The organism is Pantoea sp. PNT03, from assembly GCF_014852515.1.
In the GTDB taxonomy this organism is placed as follows: domain Bacteria; phylum Pseudomonadota; class Gammaproteobacteria; order Enterobacterales; family Enterobacteriaceae; genus Pantoea; species Pantoea leporis.
The window spans coordinates 1231621-1251881 of sequence record NZ_JACVBT010000001.1 but is presented as its reverse complement, the minus strand read 5'-3'; the positions used below and the strand labels follow the sequence as shown (position 1 = coordinate 1251881).

The 20261-nt window shown below is 53.2% G+C and carries 17 protein-coding genes; 6 read left to right on the top strand and 11 right to left on the bottom strand.

Annotated features, from left to right (window positions below; translation table 11 throughout):
- Positions 1 to 393: 393 nt before the first annotated feature.
- On the top strand, positions 394 to 1695 hold the full coding sequence (locus IB226_RS05845; protein ID WP_101764206.1) for a D-amino acid dehydrogenase: 1302 nt from the start codon (positions 394 to 396) through the stop codon (positions 1693 to 1695).
- Positions 1696 to 1716: 21 nt separating this feature from the next.
- Positions 1717 to 2787 carry a catabolic alanine racemase DadX gene (gene dadX, locus IB226_RS05840; RefSeq protein ID WP_192234048.1) on the top strand — a complete coding sequence of 357 codons (1071 nt, stop codon included), beginning with the start codon at positions 1717 to 1719 and terminating at the stop codon, positions 2785 to 2787.
- Here the strand turns inward: dadX and IB226_RS05835 are convergent.
- The 6 genes from IB226_RS05835 to yeaG all read right to left on the bottom strand — a co-directional run bounded on the left by IB226_RS05835 (position 2780) and on the right by yeaG (position 11503).
- A complete protein-coding gene (locus IB226_RS05835) occupies positions 2780 to 3973 on the bottom strand; it encodes a multidrug effflux MFS transporter (RefSeq protein WP_101764208.1) in 1194 nt (397 codons plus the stop codon). The genes dadX and IB226_RS05835 overlap by 8 nt on opposite strands.
- A gap of 113 nt (positions 3974 to 4086) precedes the next feature.
- Entirely contained in the window at positions 4087 to 5553 is a 1467-nt protein-coding gene (gene wbaP, locus IB226_RS05830) for an undecaprenyl-phosphate galactose phosphotransferase WbaP (RefSeq protein ID WP_008110368.1), read from the bottom strand.
- A 377-nt stretch (positions 5554 to 5930) separates the two neighbouring features.
- Positions 5931 to 6164: a DUF1480 family protein gene (locus IB226_RS05825; RefSeq protein WP_110866277.1), complete on the bottom strand. Its 234-nt coding sequence runs from the start codon at positions 6162 to 6164 to the stop codon at positions 5931 to 5933.
- Between the two features lie 77 nt (positions 6165 to 6241).
- Entirely contained in the window at positions 6242 to 7969 is a 1728-nt protein-coding gene (locus tag IB226_RS05820) for a potassium/proton antiporter (RefSeq protein WP_101764211.1), read from the bottom strand.
- Positions 7970 to 8199: 230 nt separating this feature from the next.
- The gene (locus tag IB226_RS05815; RefSeq protein WP_137385905.1) at positions 8200 to 9477 is read right to left on the bottom strand and encodes a YeaH/YhbH family protein; all 1278 of its coding nucleotides are present in this window, start codon (positions 9475 to 9477) and stop codon (positions 8200 to 8202) included.
- A gap of 91 nt (positions 9478 to 9568) precedes the next feature.
- The gene (gene yeaG / locus IB226_RS05810; protein ID WP_008110364.1) at positions 9569 to 11503 is read right to left on the bottom strand and encodes a protein kinase YeaG; all 1935 of its coding nucleotides are present in this window, start codon (positions 11501 to 11503) and stop codon (positions 9569 to 9571) included.
- A gap of 408 nt (positions 11504 to 11911) precedes the next feature.
- Between yeaG and IB226_RS05805 the strand changes: the two genes are divergently transcribed.
- Positions 11912 to 12661, top strand: a complete 750-nt coding sequence (locus IB226_RS05805) for a MipA/OmpV family protein (RefSeq protein ID WP_101764213.1) — start codon at positions 11912 to 11914, stop codon at positions 12659 to 12661.
- Positions 12662 to 12741: 80 nt separating this feature from the next.
- Positions 12742 to 13593 (top strand): aldo/keto reductase, encoded by an 852-nt coding sequence (locus tag IB226_RS05800; RefSeq protein ID WP_370579191.1) that lies wholly within the window; start codon positions 12742 to 12744, stop codon positions 13591 to 13593.
- Between the two features lie 23 nt (positions 13594 to 13616).
- On the opposite strand, the gene IB226_RS05795 is transcribed toward IB226_RS05800, so the two are convergent.
- Together IB226_RS05795 and gapA are read right to left on the bottom strand one after the other, a co-directional pair.
- Entirely contained in the window at positions 13617 to 14489 is an 873-nt protein-coding gene (locus IB226_RS05795; RefSeq protein WP_192234045.1) for a D-hexose-6-phosphate mutarotase, read from the bottom strand.
- A gap of 75 nt (positions 14490 to 14564) precedes the next feature.
- Positions 14565 to 15563, bottom strand: a complete 999-nt coding sequence (gapA, locus tag IB226_RS05790) for a glyceraldehyde-3-phosphate dehydrogenase (protein ID WP_007889697.1) — start codon at positions 15561 to 15563, stop codon at positions 14565 to 14567.
- Positions 15564 to 15901: 338 nt separating this feature from the next.
- On the opposite strand from gapA, the gene msrB reads away from it, so the two are divergent.
- Together msrB and IB226_RS05780 are read left to right on the top strand one after the other, a co-directional pair.
- Positions 15902 to 16312, top strand: a complete 411-nt coding sequence (gene msrB / locus IB226_RS05785; RefSeq protein WP_110866272.1) for a peptide-methionine (R)-S-oxide reductase MsrB — start codon at positions 15902 to 15904, stop codon at positions 16310 to 16312.
- 2 nt (positions 16313 to 16314) lie between these two features.
- Positions 16315 to 16596, top strand: coding sequence for a YeaC family protein (locus tag IB226_RS05780; RefSeq protein ID WP_101764217.1), 282 nt, complete (start codon positions 16315 to 16317; stop codon positions 16594 to 16596).
- A 36-nt stretch (positions 16597 to 16632) separates the two neighbouring features.
- Here the strand turns inward: IB226_RS05780 and pncA are convergent, their stop codons facing one another.
- The 3 genes from pncA to sppA all read right to left on the bottom strand — a co-directional run bounded on the left by pncA (position 16633) and on the right by sppA (position 20215).
- Positions 16633 to 17241 (bottom strand): bifunctional nicotinamidase/pyrazinamidase, encoded by a 609-nt coding sequence (pncA, locus tag IB226_RS05775; protein ID WP_101764218.1) that lies wholly within the window; start codon positions 17239 to 17241, stop codon positions 16633 to 16635.
- Between the two features lie 15 nt (positions 17242 to 17256).
- Positions 17257 to 18270 (bottom strand): asparaginase, encoded by a 1014-nt coding sequence (ansA, locus tag IB226_RS05770; RefSeq protein ID WP_101764219.1) that lies wholly within the window; start codon positions 18268 to 18270, stop codon positions 17257 to 17259.
- Positions 18271 to 18355: 85 nt separating this feature from the next.
- Positions 18356 to 20215: a signal peptide peptidase SppA gene (sppA, locus tag IB226_RS05765; protein WP_192234043.1), complete on the bottom strand. Its 1860-nt coding sequence runs from the start codon at positions 20213 to 20215 to the stop codon at positions 18356 to 18358.
- Positions 20216 to 20261: the final 46 nt, after the last annotated feature.

Below are 20261 nucleotides of genomic sequence, written 5' to 3'. Positions count from 1 at the left end.
TGATAGTCCACTGTCGCCTATCCGAAACTGAATCTCAATCGAATTCTTTTGGCAGAAAATCATTCAAAAAGCGTTAGTTAAGCCGATACTGATGACAAGTGTTGGTTAGGTTTCATTTTGCAGAATAATGCTCTGTTTATAAGTGGATTGTATGACTGCGGCGCTTTCTCCTGAAAAAAGTCAAAACCGCTGCCCTCCGCATAATAAATTGCTGATTAAGGGATTTAAGGCATAAAAAATCCTGATTTTGCCGCTGTTGCATGATTTCAGTGTGCAGTCAGGTAAAAAACATGTGAAATAAGTCGGTCGAATGTAAGATTTCAATAGCGGTCGGGTTATGCTGTGTTGGGCTGGGTTAATAGTTAATTATTCTTTTGCTGCGACGAGGGGCTTATGCGCGTAGTGATTCTTGGTAGTGGTGTGGTTGGGGTAGCGAGCGCATGGTATCTGGCGCAGGCCGGACATGAGGTAACGGTTATCGATCGTCAACCTGCCGCCGCGCTGGAAACCAGCGCCGGTAATGCGGGACAGATTTCACCGGGCTATGCTGCGCCCTGGGCGGCGCCGGGCGTTCCGCTGAAAGCGGTCAAATGGATGTTCCAGCGTCACGCGCCGCTGGCGGTACGTCTTGATGGCAGCAAATTCCAGCTGGAATGGATGTGGAATATGCTGCGAAACTGCGACATGCAGCACTATCAAGAGAATAAGAGCCGCATGGTGCGCATTGCGGAGTACAGCCGCGACTGCCTGAAAACGCTGCGCGCCAGCACCGGCATTGCCTATGAAGGTCGGCAGGGCGGCACGCTGCAGCTGTTCCGCACGCAGCAACAGTTCGAAAGTGCCAGCAAAGATATCGCCGTGCTGCGCGATGCGGGCGTGCCCTATGAGTTGCTGGAAGCGCATCAGCTCAAAAATGTCGAACCTGCGCTGGCGGCCACGGCGCATAAACTCACCGGCGGTTTGCGTCTCCCTAACGACGAAACCGGCGACTGCCAACTGTTCACCCAACGTCTGGCTGCGATGGCAGCGGCGGCGGGCGTAACCTTCCGCTACAACACCTCGGTTGATCAGTTGTTGCGTGAGGGCAATCGCATTTATGGCGTGAAGTGTGGCGATGAAGTGATCAAAGCCGATGCTTACGTGGTGGCATTCGGTTCCTATTCAACCGCGCTGCTGAAAGACATTCTCGCCATCCCGGTTTACCCGTTGAAAGGCTATTCGCTGACGATTCCAATCAAGAATGCCGACGCCGCACCGGTTTCCACCATCCTCGATGAAACCTACAAAGTGGCGGTAACGCGCTTTGACGATCGCATTCGCGTGGGCGGCATGGCAGAAATTGTTGGTTTTAACACCAAACTGTTGCCGGCACGACGCGAAACGCTGGAGATGGTGGTCCGCGATCTCTATCCTGAAGGCGGTTTTGTCGAACAGGCCACGTTCTGGACCGGATTGCGTCCAATGACGCCAGACGGTACGCCGATTGTCGGGCGCACGCCGCTCTCCAATCTCTATCTCAATACCGGTCACGGTACGCTGGGATGGACGATGGCTTGTGGTTCCGGTCAGCTTCTGGCTGATTTAATTTCCGGTCAGAAACCGGCGATTGCCGCAGATGATTTGTCAGTGCTGCGCTACCTGCCAGGTTTTGAGCCACATTCTTCGCCACTGCGTAACGCCAGCGCGGCGCGCTGAGACCTCAGGGAGAGTAAAAGCATGTCACGTCCAACCGGTGCCACCATCAATCAACAGGCATTGCGTCATAATCTGGCCGTTGTTCGCCGGGCGGCCCCGCAATCACGCGTCTGGTCGGTGGTAAAAGCCAATGCGTATGGTCACGGTGTGGCTCGTGTGTGGCAAAGCCTGGCAGAAACCGATGGTTTCGCGCTGCTGAATATGGAAGAGGCGATCCTGCTGCGTGAGCAGGGCTGGAAAAAACCGATCCTGCTGCTGGAAGGTTTCTTTCATGCCGAGGATTTAGCGCTAATCGATCGTTACCGCCTCACCACCAGCGTGCACAGCAACTGGCAGATTCAGGCGCTGGCAAAAGCGCAGCTGTCGGCACCGGTCGATGTGTACCTCAAAATCAACAGCGGCATGAACCGGCTTGGTTTCCGTCCTGAGCAGGCTCATGCGGCGTGGCAAAAACTGCGCGCTCTGCCGAACGTCGGTGCAATGACGCTGATGGCGCACTTCGCTGATGCAGAAAATCCGCAAGGAGTTGTTGAGCCGATGAAGCGCGTCGAACTGGCGGCGGAAGGGCTCGATTGTCCGCGTTCCCTGTCTAACTCTGCGGCCACGCTGTGGCATCCTGAAGCGCATTTTGACTGGGTGCGTCCGGGCATCATTCTCTATGGTGCATCACCGAGCGGCGACTGGCAGGATATCGCCAGCACCGGATTGCAGCCGGTGATGACGCTCACCAGCGAAATCATTGGCGTGCAGCAGCTGAATGCCGGTGACGGCGTGGGTTACGGTTATCGCTATCACGCCAGCGGCACCCAGCGTATCGGCATTGTCGCCTGTGGTTACGCCGACGGTTATCCGCGTCATGCGCCCACCGGCACGCCAGTCAGCGTGGATGGCATACGCACGCAAACGCTGGGCGCCATCTCCATGGACATGATGATGATCGATTTAGAACCTTGCCCGCAGGCCGGCATCGGTTCAAAGGTGGAGCTGTGGGGCAATCAGGTGAAGATCGATGAGGTGGCAAAAGCCGCCGGAACGGTGGGCTACGAGCTGATGTGTGCGCTCGCGCCACGCGTTCCGGTTGAGGTTATTTAAGCGCGGTCACGCGACCGTGCATTTTCTTACTGCAGCGCCAGGCGGTCAGTGCCAGCGCTGCACCCAGCAGCATCATCAATGCCAGTGACGACTTCTCCGCAACGGGCAATGCCACGATTGCCATGCTGCCGCCCGCACCACACGCCATCTGAATAAATCCCTGCAGTGCTGAGGCCACGCCCGCTTGCTGCTGATATGGCTCCAGCGCGTAGCTGGTGGCGGGACCGACCGTGAACGCCAGGCCAGCAACGGAAACCGCCACGGGAATCATGTACAGCGCCCAATGGTTTTGCCACGCCGCCGGTAACAGCGTGGTGCCCATCATCAGAAGAATTGCGCCGATCAACATGGTGGCGAAACCCATCGCCAGGCAGAACGGGCGTCCCGCTTTGCGAATGGTTTTGTTTACGAACGCGCTAACCAGCATGATCCAAAACCCGTTGGCGCCAAAGGCGAAAGAGAATTGCAACGGCGTCAGGCCGCCTTCGGTCATCAGCACGTGTGGCGCCAGAGACACATAGGTCAGCACCATACCCAGCGCGCCGGCATTGGCAAAGGCAAAGGCGAGAAAGCGCGGTTCACGGGCGATGGCAGCATACTGCGCCAGCGGTAAACCTTTAACGCGTAAGGTGTCCGCCGGGCGCGTTTCGGGCAGCCACAGCAGGACGATCAAGCCGATCACCACCGCATAGCCGCACAGGAACCAGAACGGCATCCGCCAGCCGTAGGCTTCGGCGAGGATCCCACCCAGCAGTGGCGCCAGCGCGGGAACGATATTCAGCGCACCATTGAGAAAGCCGTAAGCGCGTGCGGCATCCTCGCCACTGAGACGGTCACGCACGCCGCTGAAGGCCACCACCGCCGTGCAGCACACCGCGCAACCCTGAATGATGCGGGCGAGAAAGAACACCGGCCACAGCGTGCTCGTGGCGGCAATCGCGCTGCCAATGATGTAAAGCGCAAGACCAATTAACGCGAGCGGCTTACGACCAAAATTATCCACCAGCGGACCGGTGATCAATTGGCCAATGCCCATCACCAATAAAAACAGAGGAATCGTGATTTGGATGAGGCTCACCGGGCTGTTAAGACCTTCGGCGATTTGCGGCAATGTCGGGAGGTAAAGATCAATGCCAAGCGGCGCCAGCAGCACCAGGCTAAGAAGTATTAAGGTGAATTTTTGCATTACGAACCGGACGACCTGTTAAACAATCCGGAAGGGTAATGACTCTTAGGGGAAAAAGAAAGGGATAATAAAAGCGATGCCTGCCGAAGTGCACAGGCACCGCCTCGAGGGTATTAGTAAGCGCCGTCGCGACGAACCACTACGCCAGCGGTTTTGAACAGAATTGCAATGTCAGTCCATAACGCCCAGTTTTTCACGTACCAGGAATCGAAGTAGACGCGCGTATCGTAGTCAATGTCGTTACGTCCGCTGACCTGCCACAAGCCGGTCATGCCCGGTTTCGCCATCAGGTAGTAATCCACATCACCGGCATAACGCTCCAGTTCTGCTTCAATCACCGGACGCGGACCGACCAGACTCATTTCGCCACGAATCACGTTCCACAACTGTGGCAGCTCATCAAGGCTGGTTTTGCGCAGGAAGTTACCAATTTTGGTCACACGCGGATCGTTTTTCAGTTTGAAATCACGGTCCCATTCGGCACGCGCTTCCTCGCTGGTCGCCAGCAAATTTTGCAGCACTTCCTGCGAGTTGGTCACCATTGAGCGGAACTTCAGGCACTTAAACTTCACGCCATCTTGCCCAACGCGTTCATGACCATAAATCGCATTGCCGCCGTCACGTTTCACCATCGCACACAGCAGTCCAAATACCGGTCCGAGGAACAGCAGCAGCATGGATGCCACCACGATATCGAAGGTGCGTTTCAGGAAGCGCGAAGAGCGTTTCGCCAGGTTGTTGCTGACGCGCAAAATCATCACTTCATGGCTGAAGATGAATGACATATCGGTGCCATACAGCGGCACGCCGCGCAGCGTTGGGATCACGGAAATTGAACGGCACTTCATTTTGGACAGGAACTTCAGCCATTTATCGCGCACCACTTGCTGCTCAAATTCGGTGGCGACGATAAATTGCGTGTTGTCACGGTCCATGGTTTGCCAGTTGATGTCTTTCCAGGTGATCACCGGAACGCCATTAACCTTCTCATGCTGTTGGTCATCATCCAGCGAGATAAACGCCTGCACGTTATAACCGAGGATCTCCTCGCTCTGCAGCGCCGCATAAGCTTCCATGGCATTTTTACCGGAACCAATGATGATGGTTTCCTTCTGCCACTGACCTGCGCGGTTGATGGCGCGTTTTACCACGGCACGCATTAACGGCAGCAGCAGCAGGGCGTAAGTCCAGCTGAATACCCAAACCATGCGCGAGAAGTCCCATTTTGAAAAGGCAATCAACGCCAGATCAAGCAGAGAGAAGACGAACAGGGTTTTAATCACTTCTTTCAGTTCAAACCAAAACGGCTTGCGATAAGTGTAGTGACGCATACGCACCCAGAACCAGGCGGTGCAAAGAATAGAAAGGCTAAATTGGGCAATAAACCGGTATTCAATCTGCTGGGGCGGAATAAAGGTATCCAGTTCGCCCCAAATACCTTGAACGGTGGCGGCAGATAAAAACAATGCCAGATTTAATGCAATTAAATCCGAGAAACTAAGTGCGACTTTTGCGATGAGGTTTTTGCGCAGTCCGCTCCACGAGCGGGTTGCATCATTCATTATCAAAGTACTTGCCATAAAACCTGCTCTCTTTTCTTAAGTAAAAGATGGCCTGACCAGAATCAAGTACGCGCTCAGGAGTGGTCCGCTGAAAAATGGAAAGAATAATTCTTTCAGCGAGATATAAGTCAGTGCTGCCATAAGCGCTGCAAGGAAAGGACCGTTTGAGACGTGATGCACGTCACGAAAAGCTGCAGCAACGTTTAAGAGTATGCAGGAGTTATTTGACCGAGTTAATATGGAAATAGTCTGAAAAGGAAATAAATGACTAAAGAAATAATTGGCTATTTAATTGAAATGTATGGTTAAAAGTTAATTAATCTCGAATATTACGCTTCATTTTAAGACAGCTTTTCGGAATGACCGCCATTCACATCAATGGCGGCGCCAGCCAATCAGGCGGGTTTTTTTAATACCCACAGGTCCTGCTGCTTGTCATAGTGTCCGATTTGCAGATCGACAGCCTCTTCATCAATCCATGCCGGTACACTGGTATCCACATCCCAGCCGTCGAGTTGGTCACTCAGGCCGGGATTGGTATGGCAGGGAATACTGACAGTGTCGCCATTGTCACTATTGAACTCTGCATCAACGATTTCATATTGACCAATCTTCACCACGCGTCCCATTACATTCTCCCGTATTTGCTGGGTTGAATAGTGAGCATAGTCGTTCACACGCAGTTTACGAGCGATAAAGCCTCGGATTAATCCTTGTCTTCGCTGACGCGCACACCGACCTTCACAATCTGGTTATCTTCTTTTTCTGCCACCGTCCAGGTTAACTGCTTCCATTCCACCTGATCGCCAACCACCGGCGTGCTGCCGAGCAAACTCATTACCAGCTGTCCTAGCGACTGCTGATCGTTGGTCTGTTCATCTAACTCCAGGCCGTAAATTTGCGCCACGTCGCGCAGGCGCGCCTCGGCATCCAGAATAAAGTCGCCGAAGAAGCGTTGATCCAGCGATACCGGCGGCGATTGGCTGAACATTTTACCCAAGGCGGGGAGATCACGTTCACGGCCAATCACACACAGCACATCGCCTTCTTTCAGGCGCGTATTGCCGTTGGGATGCATTAACGCGTTATCGCGGAACAGGGCGGCGATGCGGGTTTCGCGCGGCATCTGCAAATCACGCAGCGCTGCGCCGACGCACCATTTGTCGGCGCTCAGCTGATAAATAAATTGTTCCCACGGATTCTCCGGATGGATATCCAGCCCAACCCGGCTAATCGGCGAGGCGGTTGGTGGCACCACCACTTTGGCGCGTTTGGCGGCATAGCCCAGCGAAGTGCCTTGCAGCATCAACGACACCAATACTACAAAGAAAGCGATGTTGAAGTAGAGCTTGGCGTTCTCCAGCCCGGCCATCATCGGAAATACGGCGAGGATGATTGGCACTGCGCCACGTAAGCCCACCCAACTGATGAAGATACGTTCGCGTCCGGTGAAGCCTTTGAACGGTAACAGACCAACCAGAATCGACAGCGGGCGCGCTACCAGAATCAACCACAGCGACAGAATCATCGCCGGCACCGCGATGTGCCACAAATCGGAGGGTGTCACCAGCAAGCCCAGCACAATGAACATGCCGATTTGGCTCAGCCATGCCATACCGTCAAAGGTTTGCAAAATACCGTGGCGGTTACGGATCGGGCTGTTGCCCAGCAGGAAGCCACACAGGTACACCGCCAGAATGCCGCTGCCTTCCATCACGGTGGTGAGAGCAAACACGATGATGCCACCACTCACCGCCAGCAGCGGATACAAACCCTGCGCCAGATTGATCCGGTTAATCAACTGCTGCAGCGCCCAGCCGCCGCCCAGGCCTAATACGATGCCAAGACCAAACTGCTGCACCAGATGCACCACAAACATCCAGCTCAGGCCGGACTGGCCTTGCTGAATCATGTCGATCAGCGTGATGGTGAGAAACACCGCCATCGGATCGTTGCTGCCGGATTCAATCTCCAGCGTGGAGCTGACACGTTCGTTGAGGCCTTTATCACCCAGCAGCGAAAATACGGCAGCGGCATCGGTAGAACCGATAATCGCGCCAATCAGAAAGCCCTGCATCAGATCGAGCTTAAACAGCCAGGCAGCGGCAACGCCGGTTAACCCTGCAGTGATCATCACGCCAACCGTCGCCAGCGATAATGCCGGGCCGAGCGCCACCTTTAGCGAAGATGCTTTGGTGCGCATGCCGCCATCAAGCAAGATGATGGCTAAAGCGAGGTTGGAGACCAGATAGGCGACGGGATAGTTATCAAAGGCGATGCCACCGATACCATCAATCCCGGCCAACATGCCGAGAGCGAGGAAGATCACCAGAATCGGAATGCCAAGGCGTGAGGAAAAGGAACTGAGCAAAATACTTGCTGCTACCAGCACGGACCCAATAATGAACAAACTGTAAATCATGCTGGTATTCAACGGCGTTCTCCTGCGGCGGGGCAAAAAAGACAAACTGCGGGCGATTCACACAGACAAGGTGGAAAGATAATGCCTTATCAATAGCTTGTCAGCGCTTAATTGCACATTTTTTCATTCTGTGGGTCCGCATCCCATATACAGCTAAATTTGTATGAAAAAACAACAGGAAATGGCGCGAAGTGAGCGGGGCTGCTGCAAAGAAAAAGCCGGTCAGTGACCGGCTTATAAACTCAGGCTTCTGCAGCCTGTTTGTGGAAAAGTTCTCTAAATACCGGATAGATGTCTTCTGGCTCGCGGATATGTTGGATTGCGAAGTTATCAAACATTGCCTGCAGATGTTCATACTCGCGCCATAAGGTCTGATGCGCGCGACGCGTGATCTCGATGTAGCTGTAATAACGCACAACCGGCAGAATATGTTTGGCTAAGATCTCGTGGCAGAGCGGTGAATCATCGGCCCAGTTATCACCATCCGACGCTTGCGCCGCATAGATGTTCCACTGTGACGGGTCATAACGCTCTTTAACCACCTCATCCATCAACTTCAGTGCACTGGAAACAATGGTGCCGCCCGTTTCCTGCGAGTAGAAGAACTCCTGTTCGTCGACCTCTTTCGCCTGAGTGTGATGCCGGATGTAAACCACGTCGACGTTCTTGTAGGTACGGCTCAGGAACAGATACAGCAGAATGTAGAAACGCTTCGCCATATCTTTGGTGGCTTGATCCATCGAACCAGACACGTCCATCAGGCAGAACATCACGGCCTGGCTGGAAGGTTCTGGTCGCTTCTCGAAGTTTTTGTAGCGCAGGTCAAAGGTATCGATAAACGGCACGCGGTCGATGCGCGCGCGCAACTCAGCGATCTCTTTACGTAAACGCTCCTCTTCCAGTAACTGCGCCGGTTCGCTGGTTTCCACTTCGGATAGCGTAGCTTCCAGTTCGTTTAACATGCGGCGTTTACCCGCCGTCATCGCCGTACGACGAGCCAGCGAGTTCTGCAGCGAGCGCACCACGCTGATATTAGCCGGCGTACCGTTTGAGGTGTAGCCCGCGCGATGGGTTTTGTACTCGTTTAACTGCCGATGTTGATTCTTACGCAGGTTCGGCAACGCCAAATCTTCGAACAGAAGATCGAGATATTCATCTTTAGATATCTGGAAGCTGAATTCGTCCTGGCCTTCACCATCCTGACTGGCGTTGCCCTGGCCGCTACCGCCGCTGCCGCCGCCACCTTGCGGACGTTCAATGCGATCGTTTTGCACGAAATGGTCATTCCCAGGATGCACGCGATGGCGACTGCCGCCGCGGCCCTGATGGAAGCTCGGTTCATTGATATCGTCAATTGGAATCGAGACCGATTCGCCGCTCTCGACATCGGTCACCGAACGCTTGTTGATGGCCTCGGAGATCGATTGCTTGATTTGCGACTTATAACGGCGCAGAAAGCGCTGCCGATTGACGGCGCTTTTGTTCTTACCGTTGAGACGCCGATCGATAAAATAGGCCATAAAAATCCCCCAAACTGCATTGCAAGCTTAGGCCGGGAAAACCCGGCCTCCTGTTGCAGCACCGAAGCGCCGCGACGCTTACAGATAACGATTATGAAGATTTACGCACGCGCAGATACCACTCGCACAGCAGGCGTACTTGCTTGCGGGTATAGCCTTTTTCCATCATGCGATCGACAAAATCATCGTGTTTTTTCTGCTCGTCCGTTGAGGTTTTGGTATTGAACGAAATCACCGGCAGCAACTCTTCGGTGTTCGAGAACATTTTCTTCTCGATGACCGTGCGCAGTTTTTCGTAGCTGGTCCAGTTCGGATTGCGTCCGCTATTCTGCGCACGGGCACGCAGCACAAAGTTGACAATCTCGTTACGGAAATCTTTCGGGTTACTGATCCCGGCAGGTTTCTCGATCTTTTCCAGCTCGGCGTTCAGCGATTCGCGGTCAAACAGCTGTCCGGTGTCGGGATCGCGGTACTCTTGATCCTGAATCCAGAAATCAGCGTAGGTAACGTAGCGATCAAAGATGTTTTGACCGTATTCAGAGTAGGATTCCAGATACGCGGTCTGAATCTCTTTACCGATAAACTCGGCGTATTTTGGAATCAAATAGCCTTTCAGGTGCTCCAGATACTTCTCGGCTTGATCCTGAGGGAACTGCTCGCGCTCAATTTGCTGCTCCAGCACGTAGAACAGATGCACCGGGTTGGCCGCTACTTCGGCATGGTCGAAGTTGAATACGCGTGAAAGGATTTTAAACGCGAAGCGGGTTGAAAGGCCGTTCATGCCCTCATCAACGCCCGCGTAATCGTGATACTCCTGCCAGGATTTGGCTTTTGGATCGGTATCTTTCAGGCTTTCGCCATCATAAACGCGCATTTTCGAGTAGATGCTGGAGTTTTCCGGCTCTTTCAAACGCGATAGGATCGAGAAGCGGGCCAGGGTTTCCAGCGTGCCCGGCGCGCATGGCGCCGTGGTCAACTCACTGTGATCCAACAGTTTGTTATAGATCTTAATCTCTTCGGAAACGCGTAGGCAGTAAGGCACTTTGACGATGTAAACACGGTCAAGGAATGCCTCATTGTTTTTGTTATTACGGAAGGTGACCCATTCTGATTCGTTGGAGTGCGCCAGAATGATGCCGTTGAACGGCAGGGCAGAGATCCCTTCGGTACCGTTGTAGTTACCTTCCTGCGTGGCGGTCAGCAGTGGATGTAGCACTTTAATCGGTGCTTTAAACATCTCAACGAATTCCATCACGCCCTGATTCGCGCGGCAAAGGGCACCTGAATAACCGTATGCGTCAGGATCGTTTTGCGCGTGATTTTCCAGTTTGCGGATATCTACTTTACCGACCAACGCAGAGATATCCTGGTTGTTCTCATCGCCTGGCTCTGTTTTGGCAATTGCTACCTGCTCCAGAATCGACGGCCACACTTTCACCACTTTGAAGCGGGTGATATCGCCGCCAAACTCATGCAGGCGTTTCGCCGCCCAAGGCGACATGATGGTGCCCAGATAACGCCGCGGCACGCCATACTCTTTTTCCAGAATATTGGCGTCTTCCTGCGGGTTAAACAGGCAGAGTGGATGATCGTTTACCGGGCTGCGCTCGCCGTCGGCGCTCAGCACATAGATCGGCACACGCTGCATCAGCGCTTTCAGGCGCTCGGCCAATGAGGATTTACCGCCACCCACCGGGCCCAGTAAGTAAAGGATCTGTTTCTTCTCTTCCAAACCCTGCGCGGCGTGTTTCAGGTAGGAGACGATTTGCTCAATCGCTTCCTCCATACCGTAAAACTCTTCGAAGGCCGGGTAGCGTCCCATGACTCGGTTGGAAAAGATTCGGGAAAGGCGAGGCTCTTGCGCAGTGTCAACCATCACCGGCTCACCGATGGCCATTAATAGTCGCTCGGCAGCGTTGGCGTATGCACTGCGATCCTGTTTACAGATGGCGAGGAATTCCTGCAATGAGAACTCTTCGTCCTTGGCAGCTTCATAACGCTGACGATAGTGATCGAATATATTCATAGCGATGCCCGTCCTTTCGTTTTTAGCACAGGTAAAGGAGCGTAATAAAAGTTTGTAGCAGCTCCCGGAAGATATTCTTTATTGAGTACAGCAACCCTTATGCCAACCTGACGTTTTTTTATCGGGATACACAATTCTTATGGTTACTCTGCTCGTACAAAAAAGTCTCGTCTTACATTTAACTGTAGAAGGCATTCAGAAAACCTGCAGCCACTTTTCTCCTTATTCAGCGATATATCAATAACAAAGTCTCATAAGCACTGAGGCAATCAACCTAAGCCGTGAGAGCGATGAAGCCACTGAGAATATTTCGCTATGCTGGTTAGAGAGCATCATTAAACGTTAACCGATAGCAAAATTTTGGTTAGACTCTGCGTGTGATTGTTATATTAATGGACTGAATAAATTGTGAACCAATTCAAACTTAAAGCGCTTACTCTGGCTATTCCTTGTTATTTTGCGGCGTTCGGCACTCATGCAGAACCCTTATCTCTTGGCGCTTCGGTGATTTATGCGCAGTCACCTTATCGGGGCGGACAAGACCGCTATCTGCCGATTCCGGTGATTAATTATGAAGGTGAAAACTTCTGGTTCCGTAGCCTGCAAGGCGGCTATTACCTGTGGAAAGACCCGCAGAATCAGCTGTCGCTGACGGTGCTGGGATCGCCGCAGCAGTACGATCCGAAAGACAACGATTTGGGTGACATGAAAGCGCTGGATAAGCGCCGTATGACGCTGATGGCCGGCGCCAACTATCGCCATGTTGCCGATTGGGGTATCGTGCGCACCGCTCTGCTGGGTGATGTGCTCAATAACAGCAATGGGTTAATCTGGGATCTCACCTATCTATATCGCTTTGATTTCGGCGCATTCAGCCTGACGCCGGGCATTGGTGCCATGTGGAACAGCGCCAATCAGAACCGTTATTACTACGGTGTTTCATCCCATGAAAGTGCGCGAACCGGCATCGCTGAGTATCATCCAGACGACAGCTGGTCGCCGTATGTCGAGATGAATGCCAGCTACCAAATCAGCGAAAGCTGGAACGCCAGCTTGTCAGGTCGCTACACGCGCTTCGACAGCGAAATCAAAGACAGCCCGATGGTCGATAAGAGTGGCCAGTTCACACTCTGGACCGGCATCAGTTACAGCTTCTGACGATTAAATAAACGCCTCGTAATGAGGCGTTTTTCTTACATTGCACCAATTCAGAGCCCCATATCAGCGCAACAGGAGGAGTGATGAAGACTATCCAATTTCACGGTGAATCAGCTTTACCCGCTATTGGCCAGGGAACCTGGTATATGGGTGAGAATGCAGCGCTGCGCAGCCAGGAAGTGGGCGCACTGCAGGCGGGTTTAGATCTTGGACTTAAGGTTATCGACACGGCGGAAATGTATGCGGAAGGCGCTGCCGAAGAGGTGGTCGGCGAAGCGTTACGCGGCCGTCGCGATCAAGCCTGGCTGGTATCGAAGGTGTATCCCTGGAATGCCGGTGAAGTCGATGCTATCGAGGCCTGCGAGCGCAGTCTGCGTCGTCTGCAAACCGATTACCTCGATCTCTACCTGCTGCACTGGCGTGGCAATGTGCCCTTAGAAGAAACCATTCGCGCGATGGAATCCTTGCAGCAGCAGGGCAAAATCCGCCATTGGGGCGTCTCGAACTTTGACCATGACGATATGCTGGAACTGTGGCAAGAGCCCGGCGGCAAATCCTGTTTAACCAATCAGGTGCTGTACCACTTAGCGTCACGCGGGATCGAGTACGATCTGTTGCCGCAGTGTCAGCAGCGCGAGATGCCGATTATGGCCTATTGCCCGTTAGCGCAGGCTGGACGACTGCGACAGGCGCTGTTTGACGATGCGCATCTTCAACAGATTGCACAACAGAAGGGCATCAGCGTGGCGCAAGTGCTATTGGCTTGGGTGATCCGTCAGCAAGGCGTTTTGGCCATTCCTAAAGCCAGCAGCGTTGCACATGTGCAGCAAAACGCGGCCGCGCTTAGCATCAATCTGACTGATGAAGAGCTGAGCATCATTGATCGGGCGTTTCCTGCGCCTCAATCTAAAACTGCATTAGATGTGGTTTAGCGGCGCAACGGCGCCGCATCTTATTACTTATTAACGATACGAATTGTGGTGCCCAAACGCGCAGGGGATTCACCCGCGCTTTTTAACGGCTTGCTAATGCGCGCCGTTTCCACGCACACCATGGTTTTATAGCCTTCATTTGGCATGTCCCCCATGCTGCATGATAACTCCGGACCTGGATTCCACGTGACAACGTCACTCTGATAGTGGTGATAGACTTCAATCTGGCGTTTGCCCGCTTTATCATGAATCACGCTGCAGTCATCCGCCGCGGTGTGGATACGATCCACGCGGTTGGGATAGGTCTGCTTGCCGTCGGATGCGCCAACAGCATTATCGTTAACCTTATCGATAAAACTGTTACCCAATCCGCTCACTTCGACCTGTGAGATGTCCGCAATCTGGAAGTAGCTGTGCAGCGCTGCGGTGGCTTCATAGTCGCCGTAAGCTTCCAGCTCAATTTCACAATGCTCAGCAATCCGGAAGCGAGCAAGCAGGGTGAAATCGTGCGGCCAGAGCTTTTTGGTTTGTGCGTTGCTTTCCAGCGTAAAAGTCAGCATTACCGCATCTTCGTTTTCGTCATGGGCGGTCAGCGTCCACGGCATATTGCGTGCAAAACCGTGCGACGGTTCACCTGCCGGACCAAACCACGGCCAGCAAATCGGCACGCCGCCGCGGATTGCTTTACCTGTGGTAAACGGGGTTTTTTCACTGAGCCAAATCACCGGTTTTTGGCCGCTAGGCTGCCACGAAAGCAGATGCGCACCTTGCAGGGCAATCGCCGCACGCACTTTAGGATGGCTGATTACCACAATCGGCAAATCACCCTGCTGGCGCTGTGACAGATAAGGGGTGATTTGACTCACTACCGGAAGGGTATAAAGCGTATCTTGCATGGTCAGACCTTCTCTTTTATCCAGTCGAAAAAAAGGGGCGACCGAAGTCACCCCTTGTCTATGTAGCCGGTTAGCTTACTTTGAAGCAACCAGTGCAATCAGATCCAGAACTTTGTGTGAGTAACCAGTTTCGTTATCGTACCAGGAAACCAGTTTCACGAAGTTGTCGTTCAGAGCGATACCTGCTTTAGCATCGAATACTGAAGTCAGGGTTTCGCCATTGAAGTCGGTAGAAACCACGTCGTCTTCAATGTAGCCCAGAACGCCTTTCATTTTGCCTTCTGACTCAGCTTTGATCACTGCACAAATTTCTTTGTAGGTCGCTGGTTTTTCCAGGCGAACAGTCAGGTCAACAACAGACACGTTTGGAGTAGGAACGCGGAACGCCATACCGGTCAGTTTGCCGTTCAGCTCTGGCAGAACAACGCCAACTGCTTTAGCTGCACCGGTAGAAGATGGGATGATGTTCTGCGCTGCGCCACGGCCGCCGCGCCAGTCTTTGTGAGACGGGCCATCAACGGTTTTCTGCGTCGCGGTGGTTGCGTGAACGGTGGTCATCAGACCTTCAACGATACCGAAGTTGTCGTTGATAACTTTAGCCAGTGGAGCCAGGCAGTTAGTGGTGCAAGACGCGTTAGAAACGATGTCCTGGCCAGCATATTTGTCAAAGTTAGCGCCACGTACAAACATCGGGGTGCTGTCTTTAGATGGACCAGTCAGAACCACTTTCTTCGCGCCAGCGGTGATGTGTTTACGTGCAGTTTCGTCGGTCAGGAAGATACCGGTCGCTTCAGCAACAACGTCAACACCCACTTCGTCCCACTTCAGGTTAGCCGGGTCTTTCTCAGCGGTAACACGGATTTTCTTACCGTTAACAATCAGTGCACCGTCTTTCACTTCTACAGTGCCGTCAAAACGACCGTGAGTAGAGTCATACTTCAGCATGTATGCCATGTAATCGGCGTCGAGCAGATCGTTGATCGCGACGATTTCGATGTCAGAACGCTGCTGCGCAGCACGGAAAACGATGCGACCGATACGGCCAAAACCGTTAATACCTACTTTGATAGTCATATATTCCACCAGCTATTTGTTAGTGAATAAAAGGTTGGCTGTAAAATTACAAAAACCTTACTAGGCGTCAAGCGGAATCGTGTCAATTGTTGCGACAGGTCAATTCCAACACCAGGAATAATTCGTTGCGCAATCGCTTACGCAGCACCCTTATTGCGCGCCTATGTTACGCCGAATGCGGGCTGAAAAGGGATGACTTTTGCAAAGGGTGATCGCCATCACAAAATCGTGCTGTGGAACAGATGTCGGAGGCGTTAGCACGAAAAAAGACCCGATAGATGTTGTACGTTTGTTAGAATACTAGTCGATTTTTTCAGAATGACACTCCGGAACTCAAAATGGCTAAAGACACCGCACCCGACGCAAAAATTGCGCAGCTTTCCGAAATGCAGCGCTATGTCACTCAGCATCGTGGAACGGAGCCCCCTTTCTCGGGCGCCTTGCTGCACAACAAGCAGGAAGGGATTTACCACTGCTTAGTTTGTAATTCGCCGCTGTTTCTCTCCGAAACCAAATACGATTCAGGCTGTGGCTGGCCAAGTTTCTATCAGCCTTTCAGTGACGACGCTATCCGCTATCTGGAAGATGATTCACACGGCATGCACCGGGTTGAGATTCGCTGTGGCAACTGTGATGCGCATTTGGGACATGTGTTCCCGGATGGCCCACAGCCGAGCGGCGAGCGCTACTGCGTGAACTCCGCCTCGCTAAACTTCACTGATGAGCAGGGCAATCAGCAAGAGGGCTAAGCATGAAACAGGAACTGGAAGCGATGCTGGAGGCGATGACGCCGGAAGTGTACGAGCGGCTCTCCACGGCGGTTGAAATCGGCAAATGGCCAGATGGCGTCGCGCTGACGCCAGAGCAGAAAGAGAATTGTCTGCAGCTGGTGATGTTGTGGCAGGCTCGCCACAATGACGATCCGCAACATATGACCATTAGCAAAGGTGGGGATATGGTGATGAAATCGAAGAAACAGCTGAAAGAAGAGTTTGGCATTGAGCCCGACGTCACGCGCATCAACCTGCACTAAAAATCAAAAGGGCTGGTTCTCACCAGCCCCTTATTTTCAGATTAATACCGCACCTTGTGCTTCCATCTGAGCGAAAGCAATTTCACTGTCATCCGGATTCAGGTTCACACCGCGGCAGCCCTCTTTAACCACCTCCACGTTGTAACCTAACTCCAGCGCATCCAGCACGCTGTATTTGACGCAGTAATCGGTCGCAATACCCAGCATCACTAAATCGCTAATGCCGCGCTCGCGCAGCCAACTGTCGAGTTCTGTCTTGCGTCGATGGCCGTTATCGAAGAAGGCGCTGTAGCTATCCACCTCAACATCGCCCCCTTTATGAAACACGGCATCAATTAGAGAGCGATCGAGATCGGGATGAAAATCCGCCCCGACAGAATTCTCAATACCGTGATCGGGCCACCAGATCTGCGCTAAACCGTTTAATTCGCCGAGCGTATAGACCGGCTCGCCGGAGATCGAGGCGAAGCTGCCGTGATTGGCTGGATGCCAGTCTTGCAATGCCACCACACATTCACCCCGATCGTGAAACTCACGCGCAAATCGATTGGCGACGGCAACCGTTTGGTCACCCTCACGCACCGCCATTGGGCCGCCGGGGCAAAAATCGTTCTGAATATCGATGATTATCAATGCCCGCTTCATTGGTTTCGCTCCGTATCAATCTTCGGTCAGTTCGCCGCGTAAATTCTGCTGCATTTTGGCACGAATTTCCGCGCTGGTAAGGTTCTGACTCAATAAAAAATGCAGTTTGGTTAATGTGGCCTCAACGGTGAGATCAAAGCCGCTGATCACGCCCGCATGCTCAAGCGCATTGCCGGTGGCATAGCCGCCCATATTCACTTTGCCGGACATACACTGTGTCAGATTCACCACCACAATGCCGCGATCGCTGGCCTGTTGCAGTTCCGAAAGAAACTCAGCATTTTGCGGCGCGTTGCCAACGCCGTAAGAGCGCAGGATCAAGGCTTTCACCGGTTGACGCAGGAAATTACCCACCACGTCGGCAGAGATACCCGGATAAATCGTCACCACGCCAATCGGCTGTGGTGTTATCGGATGCACAATCAGCTCGCCGTGACCTTGCGGTGCGGGCGGGGTGTTTAACCGGCGGATATGAATACCCGCTTCCAGCAAGGGCGCCAGGTTTGGCGATGCGAAGGCATTAAAGCCGTCAGCATGTGCCTTAGTGGTACGGTTGCCGCGGAACAGCGTGTTATTGAAAAACAGGGCAACTTCACTGATCGGATAATTGGCCGCCACATACAGCGAGTTCAGCAGGTTTTGCTGCCCATCAGAACGCAATTCTGCCAGGGGAATTTGCGAGCCGGTGACAATCACCGGCTTAGCGAGGTTCTCCAGCATAAAGGAGAGCGCCGAAGCGGTGAAGGCCATGGTGTCGGTACCATGCAAAATTACAAAGCCATCGTAACGATCGTAGTTTTGCTTAATATCGTTCGCAATCGATTGCCAATCCTGCGGCGTCATGTCCGAGGAGTCCATCAGCGGCTGATATTCATGGATGGTGAAATCCGGCATTTCAGGCCGATGGAATTCGGGCATGTTTGCCAGCTGCTGTTGTAGATGACCCGATACCGGAATGTAGCCCTGCGCAGAGCGCTGCATCCCGATGGTGCCGCCGGTGTAGGCTACGTAGATATTTTTCTTTTGCATGAAGGAACTCAGACTTGCCGTAAAACGCGCAGTATAAGGGGATTGCGAACGAAAAGCAGCCCGACCAGCGGCCGGGCTGTAAAGATTAGCGTACGTTGCCGCAGTTCAGGCAGAAAGCGTAGCGATTTTGCGGATCGTTGAGGTTATTCAGTAAGCCAGGTTGCTGTTTCATTGCGCTCATTACGTCCAGCATTGGCGCAGGCAGCCAGACTTTCAGCGCAGCCGGCAACACCGCCTGAACCGACGCGTTCATCTGATTCAGCAGCAGATCGATCATGCCCGGATCGTCCTGATACCAGCTCAACTCCGGCTTAGCGACTTTCGCCAGCTCAGCAGCTTTCGCCACGGCATCGTCAAAGTCTCCCAACGCATCGACCAAACCATTGGCTTTCGCATCGCTACCGGTCCAGACGTGACCCTGCGCAATCGCATTGATCTCTTCAGGCGTTTTGTGACGTGAGGTCGCCACCAGGCCCACGAAGTTACGATAGCCGTTCTCAATGGTCAGCTGCATCAACTGCTGCACTTCGGTTGGCAGCGCTTTGGTGGTAGCGACGTCCGCCAGCGGCGATGTGGCAACGCCGTCAGTATGCACACCCACCGAACTCAGGCTGTTTTCAACGGTGTTAATCACGCCAAAGATACCGATGGAACCGGTCAGCGTGCTGGGTGCCGCCACGATGTAATCGGCAGGCGTTGAAATCCAGTAACCGCCGGAAGCCGCCATGCCACCCATTGAGACCACCACCGGTTTACCCGCATCGTGGGCTGCCGCCAGCTCTTCACGAATGGCTTCCGATGCCGTGACACTGCCGCCCGGGCTGTTGACGCGCAACACAATGGCTTTGATTTTAGCATCCAGACGCGCATCTCGGATTTGCGACGCCGTGGTATCACCGCCGACGTTTCCGGCGCTCTCTTCACCGTCCATAATCGCACCGCTGGCAAGGATCACGGCGATATTGCCATCCTGACTCTTCGGCGGCTGTTTAACGGTGTAATCGTAGATACTGACGCTACGGTAATCGTTATTAGCCTTATCCCAGCCGAAGGTTTTCACCAGTTGCTGATCGGCGGCTGCTCGCGTATCCAGCACATCCACTAATTTATTGTTCAGCGCATATTTCGCGGTATCACCTTGCACCGCCTGCAGGCCGCTAATAATGCCGGCTGCACCCGGGAACAGCTGTTCTGGTGTGATTTGACGATTAGCTGCCACAGTATTCAGGTAATTCTGCCACAGCTGGCCGATCCAGCGTCCATCAGCGTCGCGCGCTTCTGGTGACATATCGTCACGCAGGAACGGCTCGACCGCAGACTTATAAGTGCCTACGCGGAAGACATGCGAATTAACTTTCAGCTTTTCCAGCAAAGTCTTGTAGTACAGGCCGTTGGTGGCGAAACCGTGTAGATCAACCGTGCCCTGAGGTGAGAGATACACCTTGTTGGCGTAGCTGGCGATGTAGTATTGCGCCTGGCTGTAGCTGTCGCCGACCGCATAAATAGGTTTGCCGGCGTCACGGAATTCGCGCAGTGCTTTACCCACATATTGCAGCGAAGGTTGGTCGCCACCGGCAAAGTCACGCAGCTCCAGCACGATGCCAGTGACGTTTTTATCGGTTTTTGCCTGGCGGATCGCATCGACGACATCGAACAAGGAATTCTCCTGCAGACGATCGCTATTGGCGCCTAACAGTTGACGGCTGATACGACTCAGACGATTGCTGACGGAAGGTTTATCGACCAGCACTCCACTCAGATCGATTTTCAATGCGCCTTGCTGTACAGGCTCACTGTTGTTGGAACTGGAAACCTGCAGCCAAATCCCGACGCCCGCCAGGATCAAAACAATAAGAAATAAATTAAGAATAAATTCCCGAATAAAATTCAGTACCCGCCAGGTCCAGCGGAACAGACCGGAAATAATTCGCCACAAAGTGCGCATAAACTCTCCATATTCACGTAGCAGGGCAGCCAGCACGCGGTCTGCC

Excerpts from the sequence above, each read along its gene's own strand:
- pncA (WP_101764218.1), bottom strand. The coding sequence starts at position 17,241 with ATGAAGCGGGCATTGATAATCATCGATATTCAGAACGATTTTTGCCCC.
- IB226_RS05845 (WP_101764206.1), top strand. The coding sequence starts at position 394 with ATGCGCGTAGTGATTCTTGGTAGTGGTGTGGTTGGGGTAGCGAGCGCA.
- gapA (WP_007889697.1), bottom strand. The coding sequence starts at position 15,563 with ATGACTATCAAAGTAGGTATTAACGGTTTTGGCCGTATCGGTCGCATC.
- IB226_RS05780 (WP_101764217.1), top strand. The coding sequence starts at position 16,315 with ATGAAACAGGAACTGGAAGCGATGCTGGAGGCGATGACGCCGGAAGTG.
- dadX (WP_192234048.1), top strand. The coding sequence starts at position 1,717 with ATGTCACGTCCAACCGGTGCCACCATCAATCAACAGGCATTGCGTCAT.
- IB226_RS05825 (WP_110866277.1), bottom strand. The coding sequence starts at position 6,164 with ATGGGACGCGTGGTGAAGATTGGTCAATATGAAATCGTTGATGCAGAG.
- wbaP (WP_008110368.1), bottom strand. The coding sequence starts at position 5,553 with ATGGCAAGTACTTTGATAATGAATGATGCAACCCGCTCGTGGAGCGGA.
- IB226_RS05795 (WP_192234045.1), bottom strand. The coding sequence starts at position 14,489 with ATGCAAGATACGCTTTATACCCTTCCGGTAGTGAGTCAAATCACCCCT.
- IB226_RS05815 (WP_137385905.1), bottom strand. The coding sequence starts at position 9,477 with ATGGCCTATTTTATCGATCGGCGTCTCAACGGTAAGAACAAAAGCGCC.
- ansA (WP_101764219.1), bottom strand. The coding sequence starts at position 18,270 with ATGCAAAAGAAAAATATCTACGTAGCCTACACCGGCGGCACCATCGGG.
- yeaG (WP_008110364.1), bottom strand. The coding sequence starts at position 11,503 with ATGAATATATTCGATCACTATCGTCAGCGTTATGAAGCTGCCAAGGAC.
- msrB (WP_110866272.1), top strand. The coding sequence starts at position 15,902 with ATGGCTAAAGACACCGCACCCGACGCAAAAATTGCGCAGCTTTCCGAA.
- sppA (WP_192234043.1), bottom strand. The coding sequence starts at position 20,215 with ATGCGCACTTTGTGGCGAATTATTTCCGGTCTGTTCCGCTGGACCTGG.
- IB226_RS05835 (WP_101764208.1), bottom strand. The coding sequence starts at position 3,973 with ATGCAAAAATTCACCTTAATACTTCTTAGCCTGGTGCTGCTGGCGCCG.